This is a genomic window from Streptomyces sp. NPDC052042 (assembly GCF_044548345.1).
Classification (GTDB): Bacteria; Actinomycetota; Actinomycetes; order Streptomycetales; family Streptomycetaceae; genus Streptomyces.
Window position 1 is genome coordinate 130,801 of sequence record NZ_JBIUBU010000002.1, and the last position, 20,103, is coordinate 150,903.

Consider the following 20,103-nt stretch of genomic DNA (forward strand, 5'->3'; position numbering starts at 1 on the left):
GGTGTGCCGAGCGGGTGGCCCCGGCATGGCCGACCGGACCGTGACGGACCCGAGCGGGATCCGTCACGACCCGCCCGTGTCAGCCCTTGCTGACCGCCGCCAGGATCTCCGGCAGCCGCTTCGCCGTGCGCGGCGCGGCGATCCGCAGCCCCGCCCAGACGAGCAGCGCCCCGTACGCCAGGCCCGCGGGCAGCAGCGGCCACAGCCACTCGTGCCGGTCCGTGACGCTCAGCCAGATCGTCGTCGCGACCATGGGCGCACCGAGCACCAGCGCGGAGATCATGCCGCCGAAGATCGAGATCCAGGCGAGTCCGGCCTGTCCCGGCGCGACGTTCTTGAACGCCCCGTCCTGCGGAATCGAGTATGGGAACAGTGCGGAGGCCACCGCGCCCGTTCCCAGCATCCCGCCCAGCAGGGCGAACGACAGTCCCAGAGCCCCGGGCAGGGCCACCCAGTCGCCGACCATCGCCGCCGTCACCAGCGTCACCACGGCCGTGTACGGCAGGGTGATCAGCAACAGGGCCAGCGCCCGCGCCCGCAGTTCGACGTACGCGTCCCGAGTGGAGGAGATCGTCAGCGCCACCATCCAGAACGCGGAGGTGTCCTGGCCGAACTGGTTGTACATCTGGACACCAAGCATCCCGGCCGCCAGGCAGGCGAAGTAGACCGAACCGTGGCCCTGCAGCGCGTTGATGACCGGCACGATCAGCCCGATCGCCAGCGCGGTGACCCAGGCCGCCTTGGTCTTCGGGTCGCGCGCGACGTACCGCAGGCTGCGCTCCATCACCGTGCCCGTCCGTCCGGCGGGCAGCAGCGCGGCAAGGCCGGATCCGCTCCGGCCGGCCTTCTCACGGGTCGGTGCGGCGGCGGCCAGGGTCGAACCGTCCGGGGCCGTCATCAGCTTCACCAGACTCCGCTGCCACAGCCACAGCAGCAGCACCAACGCCGCCACGGACAGCAGCAGTTGCGCGAGAGCCTGTCCGTAGAGCCCCCGCGACGCCGCGTCCACGGAACCGATCGCCGAGGCGGGCGGCAGCCAGCGCACCACGTTCGCCGCCGGGGCCAGCGCGGACAGGCCGCCCGCCTCGCCCAGCCGCTGCATGCCGAAGTTGACGAACTGGAAGCCCACCGCGATCACCAGCCCGCTGAGCACCGCCAGGTCGCGGCCCTTGCGCGAGGTCAGCAGCCGGGTGTTGGCCGTGGCCACGGTCCGGGCCAGGGTCACGCAGACCAGCAGTGTGAGCGGCGCGGCGACCACCGCGAACACGGCACCGGCCGCCCCGTGCGCCACCGCGATCACCGAGCCCACCGTCAGACACAGGGTGAACAGCGGGCCGATCCCGACCAGCGACGCCACCAGCAGCGCCGTGATCAGCGGGCGTGGCCGCAGCGGCAGCATCACCAGCCGACTCGGGTCGAGCGTCTCGTCGCCGGCGGCGAAGAACAGCGGCATCACCGCCCAGGCGACCGCCAGCACCACGGCCGTCAGTACGACCATGGACGCGACATGGGCGTTCCCGCGCAGCAGGATCAGTCCCAGCAGCTGGCTCGCGGCGAACAGCGCGGCGAAGACGATGGAGGTGATGTACGCGGCGCGTCGGCCCGCCGACTGGCGCAGCCCGTTGCGCAGCAGGGCCAGCTTGAGCTGTACGAAGACGGGGACGAGCGCCGTTCGCCCGGACGCGGCGGGCCGGACGGAGGCGGCCCCCACGGGGGTGTCGAGCGCGCTCATCGGTCGCCGCCCAGCCAGTCCAGGGACTCGTCGGCGGCCCGGGAACCCGCACCGACCAGTTCGAGGAAGGCGTCCTGCAGCGAGGACGCGTCGCCGCGCACCTCGGCCAGGGGGCCCTGGGCCCTGATCTGTCCGGCGGCCATGACGGCCACCCAGTCGCAGAGGGACTCCACCAGCTCCATCACATGGCTGGAGAAGATGACGGTCGCGCCCGAGTGCGTGTAGCGCACCAGGACTTCGCGGATGGTCTGGGCCGACACCGGGTCGACGCCCTCGAACGGCTCGTCCAGGAAGAGCACTTCGGGGTTGTGCAGCAGCGCGGCGGCCAGCCCGATCTTCTTCCGCATACCGGTCGAGTAGTCGACGACCAGCTTGTGCTGGGAGCCCGCCAGGCCGAGGACGTCGAGGAGTTGGGTGGCCCGCTTGTCGACCTCGGCGCCCGGCAGACCGCGCAGCCTGCCGGTGTACGCGAGGAGTTCGCGCCCCGAGAGGCGCTCGAAGAGCCGCAGCCCCTCCGGAAGCACGCCGATTCTGGACTTCACGGCGACCGGGTCGCGCCACACGTCGTGGCCGCCGATCTCTATGCGTCCCTCGTCGGGGCGGAGCAGCCCGGTGATCATCGACAGCGTGGTGGTCTTGCCCGCACCGTTCGGTCCCACCAGGCCGATGAACTTGCCCGCGGGCAGCTCCAGGTCGACCCCGGCGACCGCGGTCTGCTCCCCGAACCGCTTCCAGAGCCCCTGTACGCGAACGGCGGGCGGTGTCGTTGGCACTCCACTCGCTGTTCCCGTCTCTCCGGCCCGGACTTCCCTGTCGTTCTGTGCCCGGTCCTGCATATTTTCTTGCCTTTCGTTGCCCCGTTTGTTCGGACAGCTTACGAAACACTTATCCGGGTGTCGGCCGTCAAGGAAGGGATCAGGCGTTGGCCGGGAGCGGACCGCCGGGACGCCGGCCGCCTCTCTGATGCGGGCGAGCGGGCCGATGACCTCCCCGAGTCCGGCAGTCGGCGGTTGGCGGCGGCCGGGCGGCGGGCCCATCGGACCGCGCCGCGTCCGCGGGTCCGGGGCGGCGGGCGGTCACGGAACGGCCCTCGCCGCGACCGGCGAGATCGACTCCGATGGGCTTTTCCATGAACGGCGAAACCGTCGGCGCCACGCGGGGTTACGGGTGTACCGGAGGCGTCGGCGGTGTGCCGGTCCGGCCCACGGGGCGCATGGATGCATCGGCGGGGGCGCGCGCGGGGCGGTGTCCGGCGGGGCGGGTAGCCCCATGTACGGGCGACGTCGTGGCGGTCGTCCGCGGCACGGGGAGCACCCGCCTGCGGCCATGCCGGAGGGGGCACCCGCAGCACGGTCGGAACGATCGGCCTCCGTCACATACCGACAGGAATGACAAGGAACAGCAAGGAAGAAGACGGACATGGTGAACACGGTGAATGTGCGCATTTTCCGCGCAATCTAAGGGCATTGATCCGCTCAATCGATCTCTGCGGCATCTGGGGGAAACATGGCAGCCAGGCCTCTCGTCGCCCGCCAGCCGAACGAACGGCTCCAGGCGCTCATTCAGGAAGCCGGATGTTCCAACGCCGGCCTCGCCCGCCGCGTCAACATGGTCGGCGCGGAGCGCGGGCTCGACCTGCGGTACGACAAGACCTCCGTGGCCCGGTGGCTGCGCGGGCAGCAGCCGCGAGGCCGGGCGTCGGGCGTCATCGCCGAAGCGCTCGGCCGCAAGCTCGGCCGTACGGTCACGATCGACGAGATCGGCATGGCCAACGGCAAGAACCTGGCGTCCGGCGTCGGTCTCCAGTTCGCCCCCACCGTCATGGGCGCGATCGAGCAGGTCTGCGAGCTGTGGCGGAGCGATGTCGGCCGCCGCGACTTCCTGACGGGTTCCACGGTCGCCTCGTCGGCCCTGGTCGAACCCAGCCGGGACTGGCTGATCACCGGCGCCGACCCACAGGTGGCGCGGTCGGCCGGGGCCCGGGTCGGGATGTCGGACGTGGCGGCGGTCCGGGCGATGACATCCGCGCTGGCCGACCTCGACCACCGGTTCGGCAGCGGCCATGTGCGGCCGGTACTCGTGCACTATCTGAACAGCGTGGTGTCCGGGCTGCTTTCGGGCGCGTACCGGGAGTCGGTCGGACGGCAGTTGTTCGCCGCCGTCGCCCGACTCACCGAACTCGGCGGGTACATGGCGGTCGACACGGGGCAACCGGGGCTCGCCCAGCGCTACTACATCCAGGCGCTGCGGCTGGCCCAGGCGGCGGGGGACCGGGCGTACGGCGGCTACGTGCTGGCCGCGTCGATGAGCCATCTCGCCGCGCAGCTCGGCAACCCCAGGGAGATCGCGCAGTTGGCGCGGGCCGCGCAGGAGGGCGCGCGCGGGCACATCACCCCGCGCGCGCAGTCGATGTTCCACGCGGCGGAGGCCCGTGGCCACGCCCTGCTCGGCGACGCCCGCACCTGCCAGGCGGCGGCGGGCCGCGCGTTGGCCGCCCTGGAGCACGCCGAACCGGACACGGGGGACGACCCCGACTGGATCGCCCACTTCGACCCGGCCTACCTGGCCGACGAGTTGGCGCACTGCCACCGCGACCTCGGCCAGGCGGAGGCCGGCGCGCGCCGGGCGAAGGAGGCGCTGGACGGCCACCCGGAGTCCCGGGCCCGCCGCCGGGGCATCGGCCTCGTGCTCCTGGCCACCGCCCAGGTCCAGTTGCGCGAGGTGGAGCAGGCGTGCCACACCGGCACCCGGGCCATGGAGCTGCTGGCGTCGGTGCGTTCCAGCCGGGGCGCGGAGTATCTGGACGATCTGCAGCAGCGCCTGGTCCCGTACGGGGACGAGGCGGCGGTGCGGGAGTTCGGGGCGCGTCTGGAACTCCAGGCGGCCTGAGCGGCGCCGCCGGTCCGCCCTCGCCCGGCGTTCCCCGGCGGTCCGTCGCACGCGTCTCGCGGTCATGCGAACGCCTTTCCACGGCGCCGGGTCCTGCCCGGATCTGTGAAGGGCTGGTGAGCGACCGGACACCCTTGGCGGACAGGGGCGACCACCCGATAGCGTGAGCCGACGATTCCGTAGGTTCACATGTAGGAGTCCCGGTGACGCAGAGCGGACAGGGTGACGAGCGGCAGCTGCCTGCTGCACCGCCCGCGCACGAAGGTGTCGTGCTGCCCGCGGGTGGCGGCGAGCCCTGGATACCAGGAGGGCCCGCGGATCAGGGCGCCCCGGCGGGCGGTCAGCCGTGGGGGCAGCCCTGGGGGCCGCAGGCGGCGCACCCGGATGCCTCGTCGCCGCCGCAGCAGGCCGCTCCGGGGCACGATCCGTACGGGCAGATGCCACCGGGACAGGGATACGGACAGCTGCTGCCCCCGGCCCAGCAGCACCAGCCGCATCACCAGCCGCAGACGTTCGCGCAGCCCCTGCCCCCGGAGGCGGTGCCGGGCGGCGCCGCGCCCGGCCCGGTGCCCGCCGCGGGCGGAGACGCGGACGCCACGCAGTACATCGCCCCGGTGCCCGGCGGACCGGTACCGGGCGGGCTCCCGCCGGAGAACCCCGCGGAGGCCACCCAGTTCCTCGACCACGGGACGCCGCCGCAGCAGCCGCCCGCGTACGGCGGCGACACCGAGGCGACCCAGTACATCCCGCCGGTCCCCGGAGGCGCCCCGTACGGCATCAGACCCGGCGCCCCCGGCGACCGCCAGCCGCCGGCCGAGTTCGACAACCTGTTCCGCGAGGACGGGGTGGCCGGCGCCACCCAGCAGATGCCCCGCCTCGACCCCGCGCCGCAGCACCGGGGCGGGCCCCCGGCGCCCAGGCCCCCGCAGCCGCGGTACCAATCGGCGGACGAGGGCCCGCAGCGGCGCACCGGACAGCGCAAGAAGCGCGCACACGTCACGCTCATCGCCGCGGTGGTCGCCGGCTGCGCCGCCGTGGGCCTGGGCGCGGGGGCACTGATGAGTGGTGGCGACAACAAGGGCGCCGACGACAAGCAGCCCGTGGCGGCCGCCGGTTCACCGTCGAGCGAGCCCTCCCCGCAGCCGACGGAGGACCCGGTGAAGACGCAGGCCGAGGCGTTGGACAAGCTGCTGGCGGACAGCAACAACAGCCGTTCCGCGGTCATCGGCGCCGTCGAGAAGACCAAGAACTGCCAGGACCTGGACCAGGCCGTGACGGATCTGAAGGGCGCCGCCCAGCAGCGCCGCGATCTGGTGACCCGGCTCCAGGAACTGAGCGTCGACCAACTGCCCGACCAGGAACGGCTGACCGCCGCCCTCACCAAGGCGTGGCAGGCGTCCGCCTCCGCCGACGACCACTACGCCGCATGGGCCGAGCAGGCCAAGCAGGGCAAGAAGGTCTGCAAGCACGGCAAGGCCCGCACGACCTATCAGACGCAGCAGGCCACCGTGCGCAGCGGCGAGGCCAGCAAGGCGAAGCAGGAGGCGTCGGAGCTGTGGAACGCGATCGCGTCGAAGTACGGACTGACCCGGCGGGAAGCGGTCGATCTCTGACCCATACCGTCGGCCCCTGACCCACACGGTCGGCCCCTGACCCACACGGTCGGCCCCTGACCCACACGGTCGGCCCCTGACCCACACGGTCGGCCCCTGACCCATGCGGTCGGTGCGCGTGCCGGTCGGCCCCGGACGGCGGGCGGGCCGGGGCGCCCCGGCCCCGTCGGGTACGCCACGGGATTCCCGAGTGTCGACGCGACGGGGGCCGTGCGTGACGAGGGGCACCGCGGCAGGGGCCCGGCAGGGGCCGTACCCGTGCGGACTTGTGCGGAGGTTCTGTACGCGGGCCGGGGGCCGCGTGTGCGGCAGAGGTTCCGTGCGCGCGGTGAGGGCGAGGGCGAGGAAGGACCGCCCCCGCCGCACTCACCCCAGGGCGCTCGCGTCGGACAGCGTCTCGGCGACGTCCACGAAGCCCTTCTGGTCCGCGACGAGCCGCCCGTCGCGCACTACCTGGAACGTCACCTTGCTGTTGACGATGCGCGGATACGCGGATGACCCGAGCGTGTCCGAGAAGCGCCAGCGCAGTGCCGGTGTGAGCCCGCCGGTGTCGAACCGCGGACCGTGGTTGAGCGCGCTGACGACCTTTCCGGCGGTGATCCGGGAGGTGTGGAGCGACTTCACGAGCTCGTGCAGCACCGTATAGGCGATCCATGTGGTCTGGACGCCGGGGTCGTCCGGGTCGATCCGGTTGTCGCCGAAGGCGTGTTTGCGGACCACCGCCCGCATCCCGTCCCAGCGGGCATCGCCCGGCGCCGGGTACCAGCCGGTGACGTACGCCCCCTCGAACGGGGACTTCCGGCCACCGGTGCTGTCGATCATCTGCTGCCCGACACTGCCGAGGACGGACGAGACCCGGACCTGCCCGTACGACGGTTCCAGCCGTCGGAAGGAGTCGAAGAAGGTCTCCGTACGGCTGCCGAGCACGGCCGTCACGCAGCCCTCGCCGCGGCCCGCCGCCTGGAGCGCGTGCCCGGCGGCCTCGTCGTACGACGTCGCCGCCTCCGCCGCCCGGATGTCGGCGGGGGCGGGCCGCCCGGTGCGGGTGAGACCGGTCTTCAGGAGCCACGCCTGGCCGTCGCCGCCCAGGGTGTCGGGCCGCACCACGGACACCCGGTCGCAGCGGTGGGCCAGCTGCTGGGCGTTGCCCGCCAGGAGTGCCGACTGCCCGCCGTTGACGGGGTAGGAGGCGTAGCTGCTGAACTCCTCCTCGGAGGCCCCGTAGCCGCCGATGTAGGGGATGCCGGAGGTCTCCAGCGGTGCCATGAACGACGAGCCGTGCCGGCTGTAGGAGCCGACGACCGCCACCGCCTTGTTCTCGACGGCCAGCCGGGCGCAGTTGGCCGCGCCGGTGGTGGTGTCCGCCTCGTCACAGGTGACGACGCGCAGCTCGTGACCGTCGAGCCCGCCGTTCTCGTTGGCCCAGCGGCCGTACGCGACCGCCATGGCGGTCATGCCGGACATGTTCAGCGCGTCGGGCCCGGTGGTGCCGCTGGGGGCCCAGGTCACGACGGTGATGGGCTCCCTGGAACCCCCCGTGGTTCCAGGGAGCGCCCCGCAGCCCGTGACCAGCAACGCCCCGGCCGCCACCGTGCTCATGAGGAGCTTGAGGGGGCGGGGGGAGGTGAGGCGTCGCCGTCCGGTCATGGGCAAGGAGGATGCCGCCCCCGGGGTAACGGCGCTGTGTGCTTCGCGCAACGCTCGGTGACGTCCAGGTGAATTACGGGGGCCCGTCGGGTTGGCGAAAAAAGGAACGTACGATCGACTACCGTGCAGCAAGGTTCGCAGAACACTTCCCGTCGCGGCCGTCGCTCCTCCACCATGGGCGGCATGCCGCTGAACGACATGCCGTGGTGGCGCTGGCGCAGCAACGTGCGCTCGGCGCTGCACATGCTCTCCGACCCCGTCTTCCACCAGGAGTGCTGGGTGGCCGGGCGGGAAGGGTACGGCGACGTCACCGACGCCGTGTACCGCCTGGTCGAGGACACGTGGCTGGACAACTGGTCCGGCGACAAGTACGTCGGCACGATCTTCCGCGACGCCGACGAGGCCGCCCTCGTCGACGCCGCCGTGCTGCGGGTGCTGCGCATCATGCACCAGATCGGCGCAGACGCCCCCGTGTCGGCTTATCTGGAGCACCCGGGCTGGCCGGAGGCCGTGGTGGCCGCCCGGGAGGCCCATGTGCTGCTCGCCTCCAACGACGGCGAGGACCCGGACACCCCGCCACGTTCCCTGGACGTGCTCCGCGTCATGATAGGGGCCGCGTCATGACCGGATCCGTGGCCTGAACGGGCATGTTCCGGCCGGGGCCGTGGCCTGACCGGCCTCCGTCCCGACCGGTCCGCATCCTGATCGGACCGGCCTGAGCCCGGCCCGATGTGGCACCCTACGGGAATGACCGTGCCACATCCCGCCGAACCGGCCGATACCGCCCCCGATCAGTACGTCCTCACGCTCTCCTGCCCCGACAAGCAGGGGATCGTGCACGCCGTGTCGAGCTATCTCTTCATGACGGGCTGCAACATCGAGGACAGTCAGCAGTTCGGCGACCACGACACGGGTCTGTTCTTCATGCGGGTCCACTTCTCGGCGGACCACCCGGTGACCGTGGAGAAGCTGCGGGCCAGTTTCGCCGCCATCGGCGACTCCTTCCGGATGGACTGGCAGATCCACCGCACCTCGGAGCGGATGCGGGTCGTGCTGATGGTCAGCAAGTTCGGCCACTGCCTCAACGATCTGCTGTTCCGTTCCCGGATCGGGGCGCTGCCGGTCGAGATCGCCGCCGTCGTCTCCAACCACACCGACTTCGCGGAGCTCGTCGCCTCGTACGACATCCCGTTCCGGCACATCCCGGTGACGAAGGACACGAAGGTGGCGGCGGAGGCGGAGCTGCTGGAACTGGTCGAGACGGAGAATGTCGAGCTGGTCGTCCTCGCCCGCTATATGCAGGTCCTCTCGGACGACCTGTGCAAGCGGCTGAGCGGCCGGATCATCAACATCCACCACTCCTTCCTGCCGAGCTTCAAGGGCGCGAAGCCGTACCACCAAGCGCACGCACGCGGTGTGAAGCTGATCGGTGCGACGGCGCACTACGTGACGGCCGATCTCGACGAGGGCCCGATCATCGAGCAGGAGGTCGAGCGGGTGGGCCACGACCTCACCCCGGACCAGTTGGTCGCCGTCGGCCGCGATGTGGAGTGCCAGGCGCTCGCGCGGGCGGTGAAGTGGCATGCCGAGCGCCGCATCCTGCTCAACGGCCACCGCACGGTGATCTTCGCCTGAGGGCTGTCCCGTAATCCGTGGTGGACCAGCGCGCGCGGCGTCGGGTGTGGTGCATCGCAAGGCGGAAGGGCGTCCGCATGCTGGATGTATGCGGACGCTCCGACAGTGCAGCGAGGTGCCGCAGCTGTCGTCGCGCGCCCGCCAGGGATTACGGGACAGCCCTCGGCCTCGATCCACCGATGTGAGATCGGTGGGTAACTTTCGGGAAAACGAGGAAGTGCCTTGTGACCTGGCGATGATGGGAGTTCTTCAGACTTCCAGTACGCACGATCAGCAAGGCACTTCGGAGATGCAAGTTTCCCTTACGCCGGCACCGGTCTCTGCCGCGTTCGACGACCCGAATCCGATCGCACATGCCGGGCTGGTCCCGGTCATGCGGCCGGCCGAGCGGTGCGGCCTTCCGGATCCGGTGGCGCAGAAGGTCGAGCTGAGTGCGTCAAACGGCGCGGGTGCGGCGGCGGGCGCCAAGTCACCAGCATTGTGGCTGGACGCTTCGTTTCTACTTTCTGCGGGCTCTGGCCGCCTTTTGCGTCTTTGAGTTTTTTGCGGCTTTGCCGGCCTGGCTGGAACTCGCTTTGCGGGACCGTGAGGATGGCTGCGGGATAGTGGCGGCGTACTGGGCTGCGAATTGCCGAGTGGCCTCGGTCTGCCAGCGGATGGAATCGGGTAGGTCGGGGATTTTCAGGAGCGTGTCGCATGCCTGGAGCGAGGCGGAATGGTCGCCCACCGAGTATGCGGTGATCGCGTACTCGAAGAGCAGGCCCCACCGGTACACCCAGGACTTGGTGAAGAGCAAGTCGTCCGGTTCCTTTCGGCCGACGACTGCCCTGAGGACAGCGTGCGCGGTGTGGTGGCGGCCTTGGAGGCGCAGGCGTGAGGCGAGTTCGTAGACGGCTTCCAGCCGCTGGGGGCGGGTCTCCCAGGCGCGGGAGAAGGTGTCCATCGCCCCGGCCCAGTCGTCGGTCTTGTCGGCTTTGAGGATGCCGGCCTCCAGCAGTGAGCAGTAGACCTCTTCCGCCCAGCCGCCGATCGCGGCACGCCGCTCGTACAACGAGATCGCTTCTTCCGCGTGGCCCAGGTCGCGTTCGGTGTTGGCCAGGTAGAAGACCGTCCGCGGATTGGAGGGATCGCGTTCGAGTTCACGCCGCAACAGACGCGCGTCACGCTCGAACTTCTCGCTGCGGCAGCCGCCGTCGGCGTGGTCCTCGATGACCAGTGCGTCCAGGTTCTCCTGGATGTCGGGCTCATCCGTGCACGGGTATTCGTGGGTGACGCCTTCGTAGCGCCATGTCACGTCGCCGCGCATCAGGTGTTTGAAGCGGTGCTGGGTTCCTGGGGTGTCGTACCGCAGCATGTACGAGGTCGCGGTCAGGTGCGGCAGTGGGCGGTCCTGGCGCAGGACGTGGTCGGCGTCGATGGTGAGCAGGTAGTCGGCCTTACCGCGGGCCCGTTGGATGTTCTGCGTGCGGTTGTGGCCGAAGTCGGTCCACGGCTCCTCACACAGTTCGCCGGGGATTCCGTCGAGCGTTTTGCGGATCAGGTCCTGGGTACCGTCGCTCGAGCCGGTGTCGGAGATCATCCAAGTGTCGATCAGCGGGCGTACGGAGGAAAGGCACCGTTCGATCACGCGTGATTCATTCTTGACAATCATGCACAGGCAGATGGTTTGCTTCGTCACCCTTCACCGGTCCTGGATGCTGGCTGGCCTTTTCGTACAGGAGCGGGCACTACTGTGGCACATTCTGGTTCCGGGACACGGCATCCACACAGAGGCATGGGCTATCCGTAATTAATCGCAGCAATGCTTCCTTCTCCAGGGAATTGCTCTGTTAGGACATTCCGTATGGGCCAATGTGATGAGTATGAGTGCGCCACGGTCGGATACGCCGCTGGCTCAGGTGATCACAGGTCAAGCTCCCAGTCGGGGACGCCGAACCCTTTCTCGCACCATTGACACAAGGGAGTACTTGGATGAGACCTGAGAGCACGAGACGACTGGGGCTCGGACCGCTGGCGCGCGACGGCTTCAGGAAGGCGGGCATGCTGGCCTCGCTCGCGCTGGTTCTGACGGCTGGTGTGGCCAGCCCGGCCGCCGCAGCGGTGCAGAGCATCACGGATCACTCTGCCGTGGCGTACGGCGGTGACAAGGACAAGTGCACGGACCGTAAGGGCAAGCCAGATCACCGCGCGAGCTCATTCGGCGGTGGCGACGGCAAGGACAAGGATCATTGCCGCGGAGCAACGGGCCCCACAGGACCAACCGGTCCGAAGGGCGCGACCGGAGCCACCGGGGCGACCGGTTCCCAAGGACCTGCCGGGGTGACCGGAGCCACCGGGGCCACTGGCCCGCGGGGACCGCAGGGACTGACGGGAGCCACCGGGGCGACCGGTTCCCAAGGACCTGCCGGGGTGACCGGGGCCACTGGCCCGCGGGGACCGCAGGGACTGACGGGAGCCACCGGGGCCACCGGTTCCCAAGGGCCCGCCGGGGTGACCGGAGCCACCGGAGCCACCGGGGCCACCGGAGCCACCGGAGCCACCGGCGCGACGGGGGCCTCCGGCCCGGACATCGTCGCAATCAGAAATGGAAACGAAGCCTTCCGGACTGCCACTGGTTCACCCCAGGGCAACGCCGGGGCCACAAGCGACGCCTACTTCCAGAGCTGTGCAAGCGTTACCAGCACACCCCCGTCGTGCAACAACTGGATCGACATGAACCCGACGTCGCCGGGTGGAGGCGTCGCGGGATACCCCGCGGGCAAGACAGCTGCGGACACCGAGTTGTCGCAGGTGGGCGGAGGTCGAAACTTCGACATCTACGTTCGGTTCACCGACGGCACAACTTACATTGCGAACTGCCTTGCCAGCGGCGCCCCCGGGAGTATCGTCACCGCGGCAGACCTGCAGTCGGCGTGTTCTCCTGGGTTCTCCCAGATCAGCCCCAACGTTCCCTAGTCCGTCCGGCCCGGCCCACGGCGGCGGGGCGACGTGCGTCAGTGGGCATCGGCTCGGTCTGCACAGAGCGTCCCCGGGCTCTCAATGGCTGGGGATAGCGTTCAAAGGAGACCTCGTCCCCAGCCCCGGTGCTCTGGAGTGGCCCTGGCACGGCTGGTAACCCACGCGCCGCCGATCTCGCGGCCAAGCGGCGCCCTGAACCAGGGGAGACAGCACAGAGCGAGACGGCCGAGACGGCCGTCTCGCTCTGTACTGTCGGCCAGGCGCATCGGCGGTCATGCAATTCGGTGACCGCCGGCACGACAGCACGGCCGGAGCCTTCGCCCACCTGCGCTCCGGCCACTTTCCACGCCAACGCGGCCTGGCTCACCCCGTGGGCCGTGACCTACAACCTGCTGCGGGCCACCGGCGCCCTTAGAGCCGGCTCAGTGAGGCCGCGGTGAACAGGACGTCGCGGATCGCCTCGCGGTCGCCCTGCTGGCCGGCCGCCGCGTCCGCCGGTGGCACGCGCCCGGCGATCAGCTGGCAGAACTCGACGGTGTCCAGTGCGATCTGCGCCACCGTGTGCACGGGCGATCCGGCCGCAGCGGGCGAGTCCAGCGGGATGTACCAGTCGCCGCCGCCCGAGCCCTCGATCTCCAGATGCAGCGAACGGCCCGGTGAACCGGCGGTCACCAGATGGCGGACGGGCCCGGCCAGCCCCGTCCTGCGACGCTCGGCGAGGGCCGCGGGCAGGACCCGGGCCGCCAGGTCGACCATCCGGTTCAGATGCGGGGCGGACGGCGCATCGTACGGGTAGTCCACCGCGTCCGCGATGTCACCGCCGTGCACCCAGCATTCGAAGGCGCGCTCCAGCAGCGCGTCATGCATCGGCATCGCGAAGTCGCCGTACGAGACGGAGAGCTCGGAGACCCGGCGTCCGGCGAACGACACCGTGCGGATGAGGGTGTGGCTCTGGGCGCGCCACGGCTCGTGGATCGAGCGGGTGGGCGGTAGACGGGCCGCGGACCAGTACCGCTCCGTGCGGGCGGTGGGCGACAGCGGCCAGTCGTCGACCCGGCCGGTGGTGCCGTCGCCCAGAGGCACGTCCAGGCCGAGAGCCGTGGCGATCAGCCCGTCAACGGTCATGAGGTGGCTGACGACACCCGCGACCGTCGTCTTGCGGCGGACCTGCTCCTCGTTTTCGAACCACTTCAGCCGCACCGGGGCGTGCCACTCGGAGCCGCCGATGTCATGCAGCAGCGCGTCGAGTCGGGCGGTCTCCGCCTCGTACGGAGCGGCCCAGTCCGGTACCGGGACGGTGGCCGGACGACGGCTCAGGCAGGATTCGATCACCCGGGAACGCAGCGTCGGATCGAGGTCCAGGCTGCGGTCGGTCTGCAGCAGTCCGACGGCGTCGCGCAGCCGCAACGCCTCGTCCGCGCAGGCGGCGCACCCGGTCAGATGCGCCTCCACGGCCTCCATCTCCTCCGCCGAACACGCGGCAAGCGCCCAGGCGCCGAGCAGCGCCTTGAGCACGCTGTGGGGCAGCCGCGGGGCCGATGGGGCCGGCGGGCCCACCGGCTTCCGAGGGAACAGCGGGGCCAGCGGGTTCTGTGGCCTCGGTGGCGTCAGCGGGCCGGATGGTGCCACGGCGGATTCCCGTTCCGTTGTCGTCGTCAGCGGCTCGTCGGGTGGCCATGGCCCTTCGTCGGGCGCGCACGGTGGTTCCTCGGGCGCCCATCGCCGTTCGCCGGATGTCCGTCCCCGCTCCTCGGGTGGTGACGGGCGTACGAGTGGTGAGGGCGGCAGTGGCAGGGCACCGAGGTCGTAGTCGTCGGCGGCTGCCCGCGGCCCGGGGATGCGCGGTGCTCCCCGTACCTCGTCGTCGCGTCCCTCGCTCTCGTCGTCATGCCCGTGCGCGCTGCCGCCGGTGGTCACAGCGTCCGTCCGTATCCGGGCGGCGACGCCCCCTCCAGGGGGTGGGTGTGGGCGGTGGACAGCAGTTGCAGCCCGAGCCGCAGCCGGCGACGAGCCTCGTCCTCGGTGACCCCGAGGTCGGCGGCGGCCTGCCGGTAGTCCCTGCGCTGGACGTAGGCGAGCTCCAGCGCGGCTCGCAACGGGGCGGGCATGGACGTCACGATGTAGTCGGCGCGGGCCGAGGCCGTGGCCCGGCGTACCCGCTCCTCCAACTCGGCACCGGTCCGCCCGTCCGCGTCCTCGGCGGGGCGGTACGACTGGCGCAGCCGCCGCACGGAATGCCGGTGCGAGAGCCGCGCCACCCAGGAACGCATGGAGCCCTGCAGCGGGTCGTAGGCGTCCGGGTTCTCCCACACGTAGCCGAAGACCTCGCGGGTCACCTGGTTCGCGGCGGCCTCGTCGTCGAGCATCCGGAGGGCCTGGCTGTGCACCAGCGAGGCGAACCGGTCGTAGAGTTCGCCGAGGGCGGCCGCCTCACCGCGTGCCAGCCGCTGCTGCATCTTGCGGTCCCAGCGGGGTGGTGCGTTTCTCGCCATGCGACCCCCAGCCCTCTGTTCCCCTCGTCACACCGAATGTAGTCGGCGATGCCGACCACGGACGACCCTTTGTGGCAAGTGCGCCCCTGAAGGGGCCGAGCATGATAAGGAAAGCGCCGCCCTTCTGCGGTGGCGAAATCGTACCTGAAGCAATCATTTCGATTCGAAAACGACTATGGCCTTTCGCAGGGGCCGGTGTTTCATGGGTCTGCGGTGGGGCAGCCGGGAAAGGAGCGGAGACTTCCGGGACCTCGCAGGATCGGGGCGGACCTGATCAGGCCCGTTCGAGTCGGTCGGACCCGGTGAGGAACGATCGGACCCGGTCGGACCCGGATGGAAGTCGAAATCACGGAACAACGTCGGAAGACACGGAACGAGAGGCCCAGTCGCGTGACACTGAAAGTGGCCGAGACCGTGCACGGCGACTGGACCGTGCTGCGTATGTGCGGCGAACTGGATCTGGTGTCGTCGCCCGCGGTACGCCGGTCCGTCCACGAGGCGGTCGCCGAAGGACGCCACGACGTGGTGCTCGACCTCTCCGAGGTCCAGTTCTGCGATTCCAGCGGAGTCGGCGTGCTGATCGCCGCCCGTCGCCTGATGCGTTCGTGCGGGGGCCGGCTGCGGCTGATCCTCCCGGCGCGCGGCGCGGAGGACGGCTCGCACGTCAACCGGGTCATCGGCGCCCTCGGCGTGCGCCGGCTCTTCGACGTCTACCCCGATCCGTGCGCGGCCGTCGACGACGTGGCCCGCCCGCTTCCGGCCTGAGGGCCGGGAAGGCCGGGCGGACCAGTCGGGCTGGGAGGCCGGGAGGCCCGGGAAGGCCGTGGCAGCCGGGGGAGCGGAAAGCTGTGGCGGTCGCGAGTGCCGGGAACGGGACACCGGCCGCCGCCGTCAGGAGAACCGCTCCCGCAGCCGGTATTTCAGCACCTTCCGCAGGGTCTCGTTGCGCGGCAGCTCCGCGACCACCTCCAACTGTTCCGGAAGCTTGTGCACGGACAGCCCCCGTTCCCGCAGATAGCCGGTGACATCGGGCAGGGTCAGCGGAGCCGCCCCCGAGGGCTGCTCGACGACCGCGCAGACCCGTTCGCCGCGCTCCGCGTCCGGGAGCCCGATCACCGCCACCTCCCCGACGTCCGGATGCCCGTGCAGCAGGTCCTCTATCTCCTTGGCGGAGACGTTCTCGCCCTTGCGGATGATGATGTCCTTCAGCCGCCCCGTGAGGACCAGATGGCCGCTCGGCTCGACGCGACCGACGTCCCCGGTGATCAGGAAGCCGTCGGCGTCGAAGGCGGCGGCCGTCGCCGCGGGGTCCAGATAGCCCGTGCAGACGGCCTCCCCGCGCAACCGCACCTCGCCCTCCGCGCCGTACGGCAACGGCCCGCCGTCCTCGTCGGTGATCCGGATCTCCATGCCCGCGGGCGGGCGCCCCTCCGTTCCGGCGAGGCGCTCCGCCGTGTCGTCGGGGGCGCCCATCGTGATCATGGGGACCTCGGTCATGCCGTACCCGTGGGTGAGCTGGACCCCCATCTCCCGCACCACCGCGTGGTACAGCTCCGGCGGCTTCGGCGCCCCGCCGCCCGCCAGCAGTCGCAGCGTGGGGACCGGTCTGCGGTCCGGGCTCCGGCGCTGCTCGGCCAGGAACATCGAGTAGAACGCCGTGGAGCCGCCCGCGACGGTCACCCCGTGGCGCCGGTACTCCACCAGCGCGTCCGGCATCGCGAAGTGCTCGAAGAGCACCGCCGGCACTCCGTACAACAGCAGCATCACCGCGTAGTCCGGCCCGCCGACATGGGCGAACGGGAACGCGATCGAGCCGATGTCGTCGTCCGACAGGCGCAGTGCGTGGGCCAGGCACGAGCCGCCCGCGATCAGGCTGCGGTCGGTGTGCAGCACGCCCTTGGGATCGGAGGTGGTGCCGGAGGTCCAGTAGATCCAGCGCACCGCGGTCCCGTCGGCGGGCGGCGGCGGCAGCACGGCCGGGTCGCCGTCCGGCAGCGACGCGTACGCCTCGAAGACCTGCGGCCCGCGCTCGGCCGCCGCGGCCGGTGTCGCGGCGACCGGCTCCGGGCCCGGTGGTGAGGCCGGCCCCGGCGGTGCGACCGGCTCCGGGGCCGAGGCCAGTCGGTGTGCCATCGCCGTGTGGTCGAAGCCGCGCCAGGTGCCCGGTACGGCGAAGAAGGCGGCCTTCGACTCGCGCAGCGCGAACCCCGTCTCGCGGTCCCGGTGGAACGGGATCACGGGCGACTGCACGGCCCCGATCCGGGTCAGCGCGAACGACAGCAGCACCGTCTCGATCCGGGTCGGCAGCTGCCAGAGGACCACGCCGCCGGGGCGCACCCCCATCGCCCAGAGCCCTGCCGCCACCCTTTCGCCGCGGTCCCGCAGTTCCCCGAAGGTCAGGGTGCGGTCCCCCTGGAACAGGAACGGCCGGTGCGGTGTCAGGGCGGCCCGTCGTTCGACCAGCTCCCAGAAGGTGCCCGACGTGCCCAGCGCGTGTGCGGTCTCGTCCACGACGAACCCCCCAAAACTGACGGTTAGTCAGATCGTGCCGAGAGCGTAGGGCGCCGCGCCTTGTCGGTCCAGGGGTGCGGGGCTAGCCTGAGTGCCGGCATCGAATCTGACGGGTCATCAGAAATGAATATCGGGAAAGCGCCACCGGGTGCGGACAGGGGACACCGTGAAGGAGAAGGGGACACGATGACGGAACTGCCTCGGATCGTCAGCGTCGACGACCATGTGATCGAGCCGCCGCACCTCTTCTCCACCTGGCTGCCCGCCAAGTACCGCGAGCGCGGCCCGCAGCCGCTCACCGCGGGCATCGGGGAACTGGCGTACGTCGGCGGCAAGTACGTGATCACCATGGACCCGGACGGGCCGCCCACCGACTGGTGGATCTACGAGGACCTGAAGTTCCCGTACAAGCGGAACATCGCCGCTGTCGGCTTCGACCGCGACGACATGACGCTGGAGGGCATCACCCGCGCCGAGATGCGGCCCGGCTGCTGGGACCCCGCCGAGCGCCTCAAGGACATGGACCTCAACCACGTCGAGGCGAGCCTGTGCTTCCCCACCTTCCCGCGCTTCTGCGGTCAGACCTTCGCCGAGGCGCACGACAAGGAGGTCGCCCTCGCCTGCGTCCGCGCCTACAACGACTGGATGGTCGAGGAGTGGTGCGGCGACAGCGGCGGACGGCTCGTCCCGCTCTGCATCATCCCGCTCTGGGACATCGACCTGGCGGTCGCGGAGATCCACCGCAACGCGGCGCGCGGGGTGCGCGCCGTCACGTTCTCCGAGATCCCCACCCACCTCGGCCTGCCGTCGATCCACACCGGCTACTGGGACCCGTTCTTCGCCGCCTGCCAGGAGACCGGCACGGTCGTCAACATGCACATCGGGTCCAGTTCGCAGATGCCCGCCGCCTCCCCGGACGCCCCGCCCGCCGTCCAGGCCAGCCTCTCCTTCAACAACGCCATGGCCTCGATGATGGACTTCCTGTTCAGCGGGGTCCTGGTGCGCTTCCCCCGGCTGAAACTCGCCTACAGCGAAGGCCAGATGGGCTGGATCCCGTACGCCCTGGAACGCGCCGACGACGTCTGGGAGGAGCACCGGGCCTGGGGCGGGGTGCGCGACCTCGTTCCCGAGCCGCCGTCCACGTACTACTACCGGCAGATCTTCTGCTGCTTCTTCCGCGACAAGCACGGCGTCGCCTCGCTCGACGTCGTCGGCCGGGACAACGCCACCTTCGAGACCGACTACCCGCACGTCGACTCGACCTTCCCGCACACCAAGGAGGTCGCGCTCGCCCACGTCGAGGGACTGGACGACGAGACCGTCTACAAACTGATGCGCGGAAACGCCATCCGGATGCTCGGCCTCGACCTCGACCGCGACCGCCGCCCGGGGACGGCCGGACACCTGGACCGGGCGGCCGGGTAGGGGCCCGCGATGGATCTCGCGTACACCGAGGCCGAGGAGGAGTTCCGGGCGCGGCTGCGCGCGTGGCTGACCGCCGTACTCCCCAAGCTGCCCCCGAAGCCCGCCCCCGCCGACTGGCCGGGGCGGCGCGCGTACGACACCGCCTGGCAGCGGATGCTGTACGAGGCCGGCTACGCGGGCCTGCACTGGCCCGTCGACGCGGGCGGACAGGGCGCCACCCCGACCCAGCACCTGATCTTTCTGGAGGAGACGGAACGGGCGGGCGCCCCCTACGTCGGTGCCAACTTCGTCGGACTGCTGCACGCCGGGCCGACCGTCGCCGCCGAGGGCACCGCCGAACAACGGGCGCGCTGGCTGCCCCCCGTCCTGCGCGGCGACGAGATCTGGTGCCAGGGCTTCAGCGAGCCCGACGCCGGATCGGACCTCGCCGCGCTGCGCACCCGGGCCGTGCGCGACGGCGACCACTACGTGGTCAGCGGGCAGAAGATCTGGACCTCGCACGCCGAGGTCGCCGACTGGTGCGAACTGCTGGTGCGCACCGACCCGGCGGCCCCCCGGCACCGCGGCATCACCTGGCTCGCCATGGCGATGGACAGCCCCGGTGTCACCGTCCGCCCGCTGCGCACCCTCGCCGGGTCCACCGAGTTCGCGGAGGTGTTCCTCGACGAGGTGCGGGTGCCGGTTTCGCACCGGGTCGGCGCGGAGAACGACGGCTGGCGGGTCACCATGGTCACGCTCTCCTTCGAGCGCGGCACGGCCTTCGTCGGCGAGGTCGTCGCCTGCCGCCGCACCCTGGCCGCGCTGGCCACCGAGGCGCGGGCCAACGGCCGCTGGGACGACCCGGTGCTGCGCCGGCGGCTGGGCAGGCTGAACGCCGAGTTCCGGGCGCTGTGGCGGCTCACCCAGTGGAACGTGAGCGAGGCGTCGAGGACGGGCCCCGCCAGGCGCGGCGAGGGTGTGTCCCGCACGGGCGGCGTGCCCGGCACCGGGGGATCGGTCTTCAAGCTGCGCTACTCGCACGCCCGCCAGGAGCTGTACGAGACGGCCGCCGAGGTGCTCGGCGCGGACGCCGCCGATCTGGACCGGGAATGGGTCCTGGACCGGCTCTCCTCGCTCTCGTACACGATCGCCGCGGGCACCTCGCAGATTCAGCGGAACATCGTCGCCGAGCGGATACTCGGCCTGCCGAAGGGGCGCTGAA

The 20,103-nt window shown here is 71.0% G+C and carries 14 protein-coding genes; 7 read left to right on the forward strand and 7 right to left on the reverse strand.

Translation table 11 applies throughout. The features are described from left to right. Window positions 1–79: 79 nt before the first annotated feature. Both ACIHCL_RS05840 and ACIHCL_RS05845 read right to left on the reverse strand, forming a co-directional pair. Window positions 80–1,732 carry a transporter gene (locus ACIHCL_RS05840; RefSeq protein WP_399857344.1) on the reverse strand — a complete coding sequence of 551 codons (1,653 nt, stop codon included), beginning with the start codon at window positions 1,730–1,732 and terminating at the stop codon, window positions 80–82. Continuing rightward, window positions 1,729–2,568, reverse strand: a complete 840-nt coding sequence (locus tag ACIHCL_RS05845) for an ABC transporter ATP-binding protein (protein ID WP_399857345.1) — start codon at window positions 2,566–2,568, stop codon at window positions 1,729–1,731. The genes ACIHCL_RS05840 and ACIHCL_RS05845 overlap by 4 nt, the downstream gene beginning before the upstream one ends. A gap of 670 nt (window positions 2,569–3,238) precedes the next feature. Here ACIHCL_RS05845 and ACIHCL_RS05850 point away from each other — a divergent pair. Together ACIHCL_RS05850 and ACIHCL_RS05855 are read left to right on the forward strand one after the other, a co-directional pair. Further along, window positions 3,239–4,621: a transcriptional regulator gene (locus tag ACIHCL_RS05850; RefSeq protein WP_399857347.1), complete on the forward strand. Its 1,383-nt coding sequence runs from the start codon at window positions 3,239–3,241 to the stop codon at window positions 4,619–4,621. A gap of 203 nt (window positions 4,622–4,824) precedes the next feature. Next, a complete protein-coding gene (locus ACIHCL_RS05855) occupies window positions 4,825–6,234 on the forward strand; it encodes a hypothetical protein (protein ID WP_399857349.1) in 1,410 nt (469 codons plus the stop codon). Between the two features lie 366 nt (window positions 6,235–6,600). On the opposite strand, the gene ACIHCL_RS05860 is transcribed toward ACIHCL_RS05855, so the two are convergent. Further along, window positions 6,601–7,881 (reverse strand): ABC transporter substrate-binding protein, encoded by a 1,281-nt coding sequence (locus ACIHCL_RS05860; protein WP_399857351.1) that lies wholly within the window; start codon window positions 7,879–7,881, stop codon window positions 6,601–6,603. A gap of 183 nt (window positions 7,882–8,064) precedes the next feature. On the opposite strand from ACIHCL_RS05860, the gene ACIHCL_RS05865 reads away from it, so the two are divergent. Together ACIHCL_RS05865 and purU are read left to right on the forward strand one after the other, a co-directional pair. After that, window positions 8,065–8,505: a hypothetical protein gene (locus ACIHCL_RS05865; RefSeq protein ID WP_399857353.1), complete on the forward strand. Its 441-nt coding sequence runs from the start codon at window positions 8,065–8,067 to the stop codon at window positions 8,503–8,505. A 123-nt stretch (window positions 8,506–8,628) separates the two neighbouring features. Then, window positions 8,629–9,516, forward strand: a complete 888-nt coding sequence (gene purU / locus ACIHCL_RS05870) for a formyltetrahydrofolate deformylase (protein ID WP_399857355.1) — start codon at window positions 8,629–8,631, stop codon at window positions 9,514–9,516. A gap of 499 nt (window positions 9,517–10,015) precedes the next feature. Here the strand turns inward: purU and ACIHCL_RS05875 are convergent, their stop codons facing one another. From ACIHCL_RS05875 to ACIHCL_RS05885, 3 genes are all read right to left on the reverse strand, one after another. Beyond that, a complete protein-coding gene (locus ACIHCL_RS05875) occupies window positions 10,016–11,143 on the reverse strand; it encodes a glycosyltransferase (RefSeq protein ID WP_399857357.1) in 1,128 nt (375 codons plus the stop codon). Window positions 11,144–12,885: 1,742 nt separating this feature from the next. After that, window positions 12,886–14,391, reverse strand: a complete 1,506-nt coding sequence (locus tag ACIHCL_RS05880) for a zf-HC2 domain-containing protein (protein WP_399857358.1) — start codon at window positions 14,389–14,391, stop codon at window positions 12,886–12,888. After that, window positions 14,388–14,966 (reverse strand): RNA polymerase sigma factor, encoded by a 579-nt coding sequence (locus tag ACIHCL_RS05885; protein WP_399857360.1) that lies wholly within the window; start codon window positions 14,964–14,966, stop codon window positions 14,388–14,390. Before ACIHCL_RS05885 ends, ACIHCL_RS05880 begins: the two co-directional genes overlap by 4 nt. 390 nt (window positions 14,967–15,356) lie before the next feature. Between ACIHCL_RS05885 and ACIHCL_RS05890 the strand changes: the two genes are divergently transcribed. Then, window positions 15,357–15,731 (forward strand): STAS domain-containing protein, encoded by a 375-nt coding sequence (locus ACIHCL_RS05890; RefSeq protein ID WP_399857363.1) that lies wholly within the window; start codon window positions 15,357–15,359, stop codon window positions 15,729–15,731. Window positions 15,732–15,857: 126 nt separating this feature from the next. On the opposite strand, the gene ACIHCL_RS05895 is transcribed toward ACIHCL_RS05890, so the two are convergent. Then, window positions 15,858–17,477 carry a class I adenylate-forming enzyme family protein gene (locus ACIHCL_RS05895; protein WP_399857365.1) on the reverse strand — a complete coding sequence of 540 codons (1,620 nt, stop codon included), beginning with the start codon at window positions 17,475–17,477 and terminating at the stop codon, window positions 15,858–15,860. A 186-nt stretch (window positions 17,478–17,663) separates the two neighbouring features. Between ACIHCL_RS05895 and ACIHCL_RS05900 the strand changes: the two genes are divergently transcribed. Then, window positions 17,664–18,902 (forward strand): amidohydrolase family protein, encoded by a 1,239-nt coding sequence (locus ACIHCL_RS05900; RefSeq protein ID WP_399857366.1) that lies wholly within the window; start codon window positions 17,664–17,666, stop codon window positions 18,900–18,902. A gap of 9 nt (window positions 18,903–18,911) precedes the next feature. Continuing rightward, window positions 18,912–20,102, forward strand: coding sequence for an acyl-CoA dehydrogenase (locus tag ACIHCL_RS05905; RefSeq protein WP_399857368.1), 1,191 nt, complete (start codon window positions 18,912–18,914; stop codon window positions 20,100–20,102). The last annotated feature ends 1 nt before the right edge of the window (window position 20,103 follow it).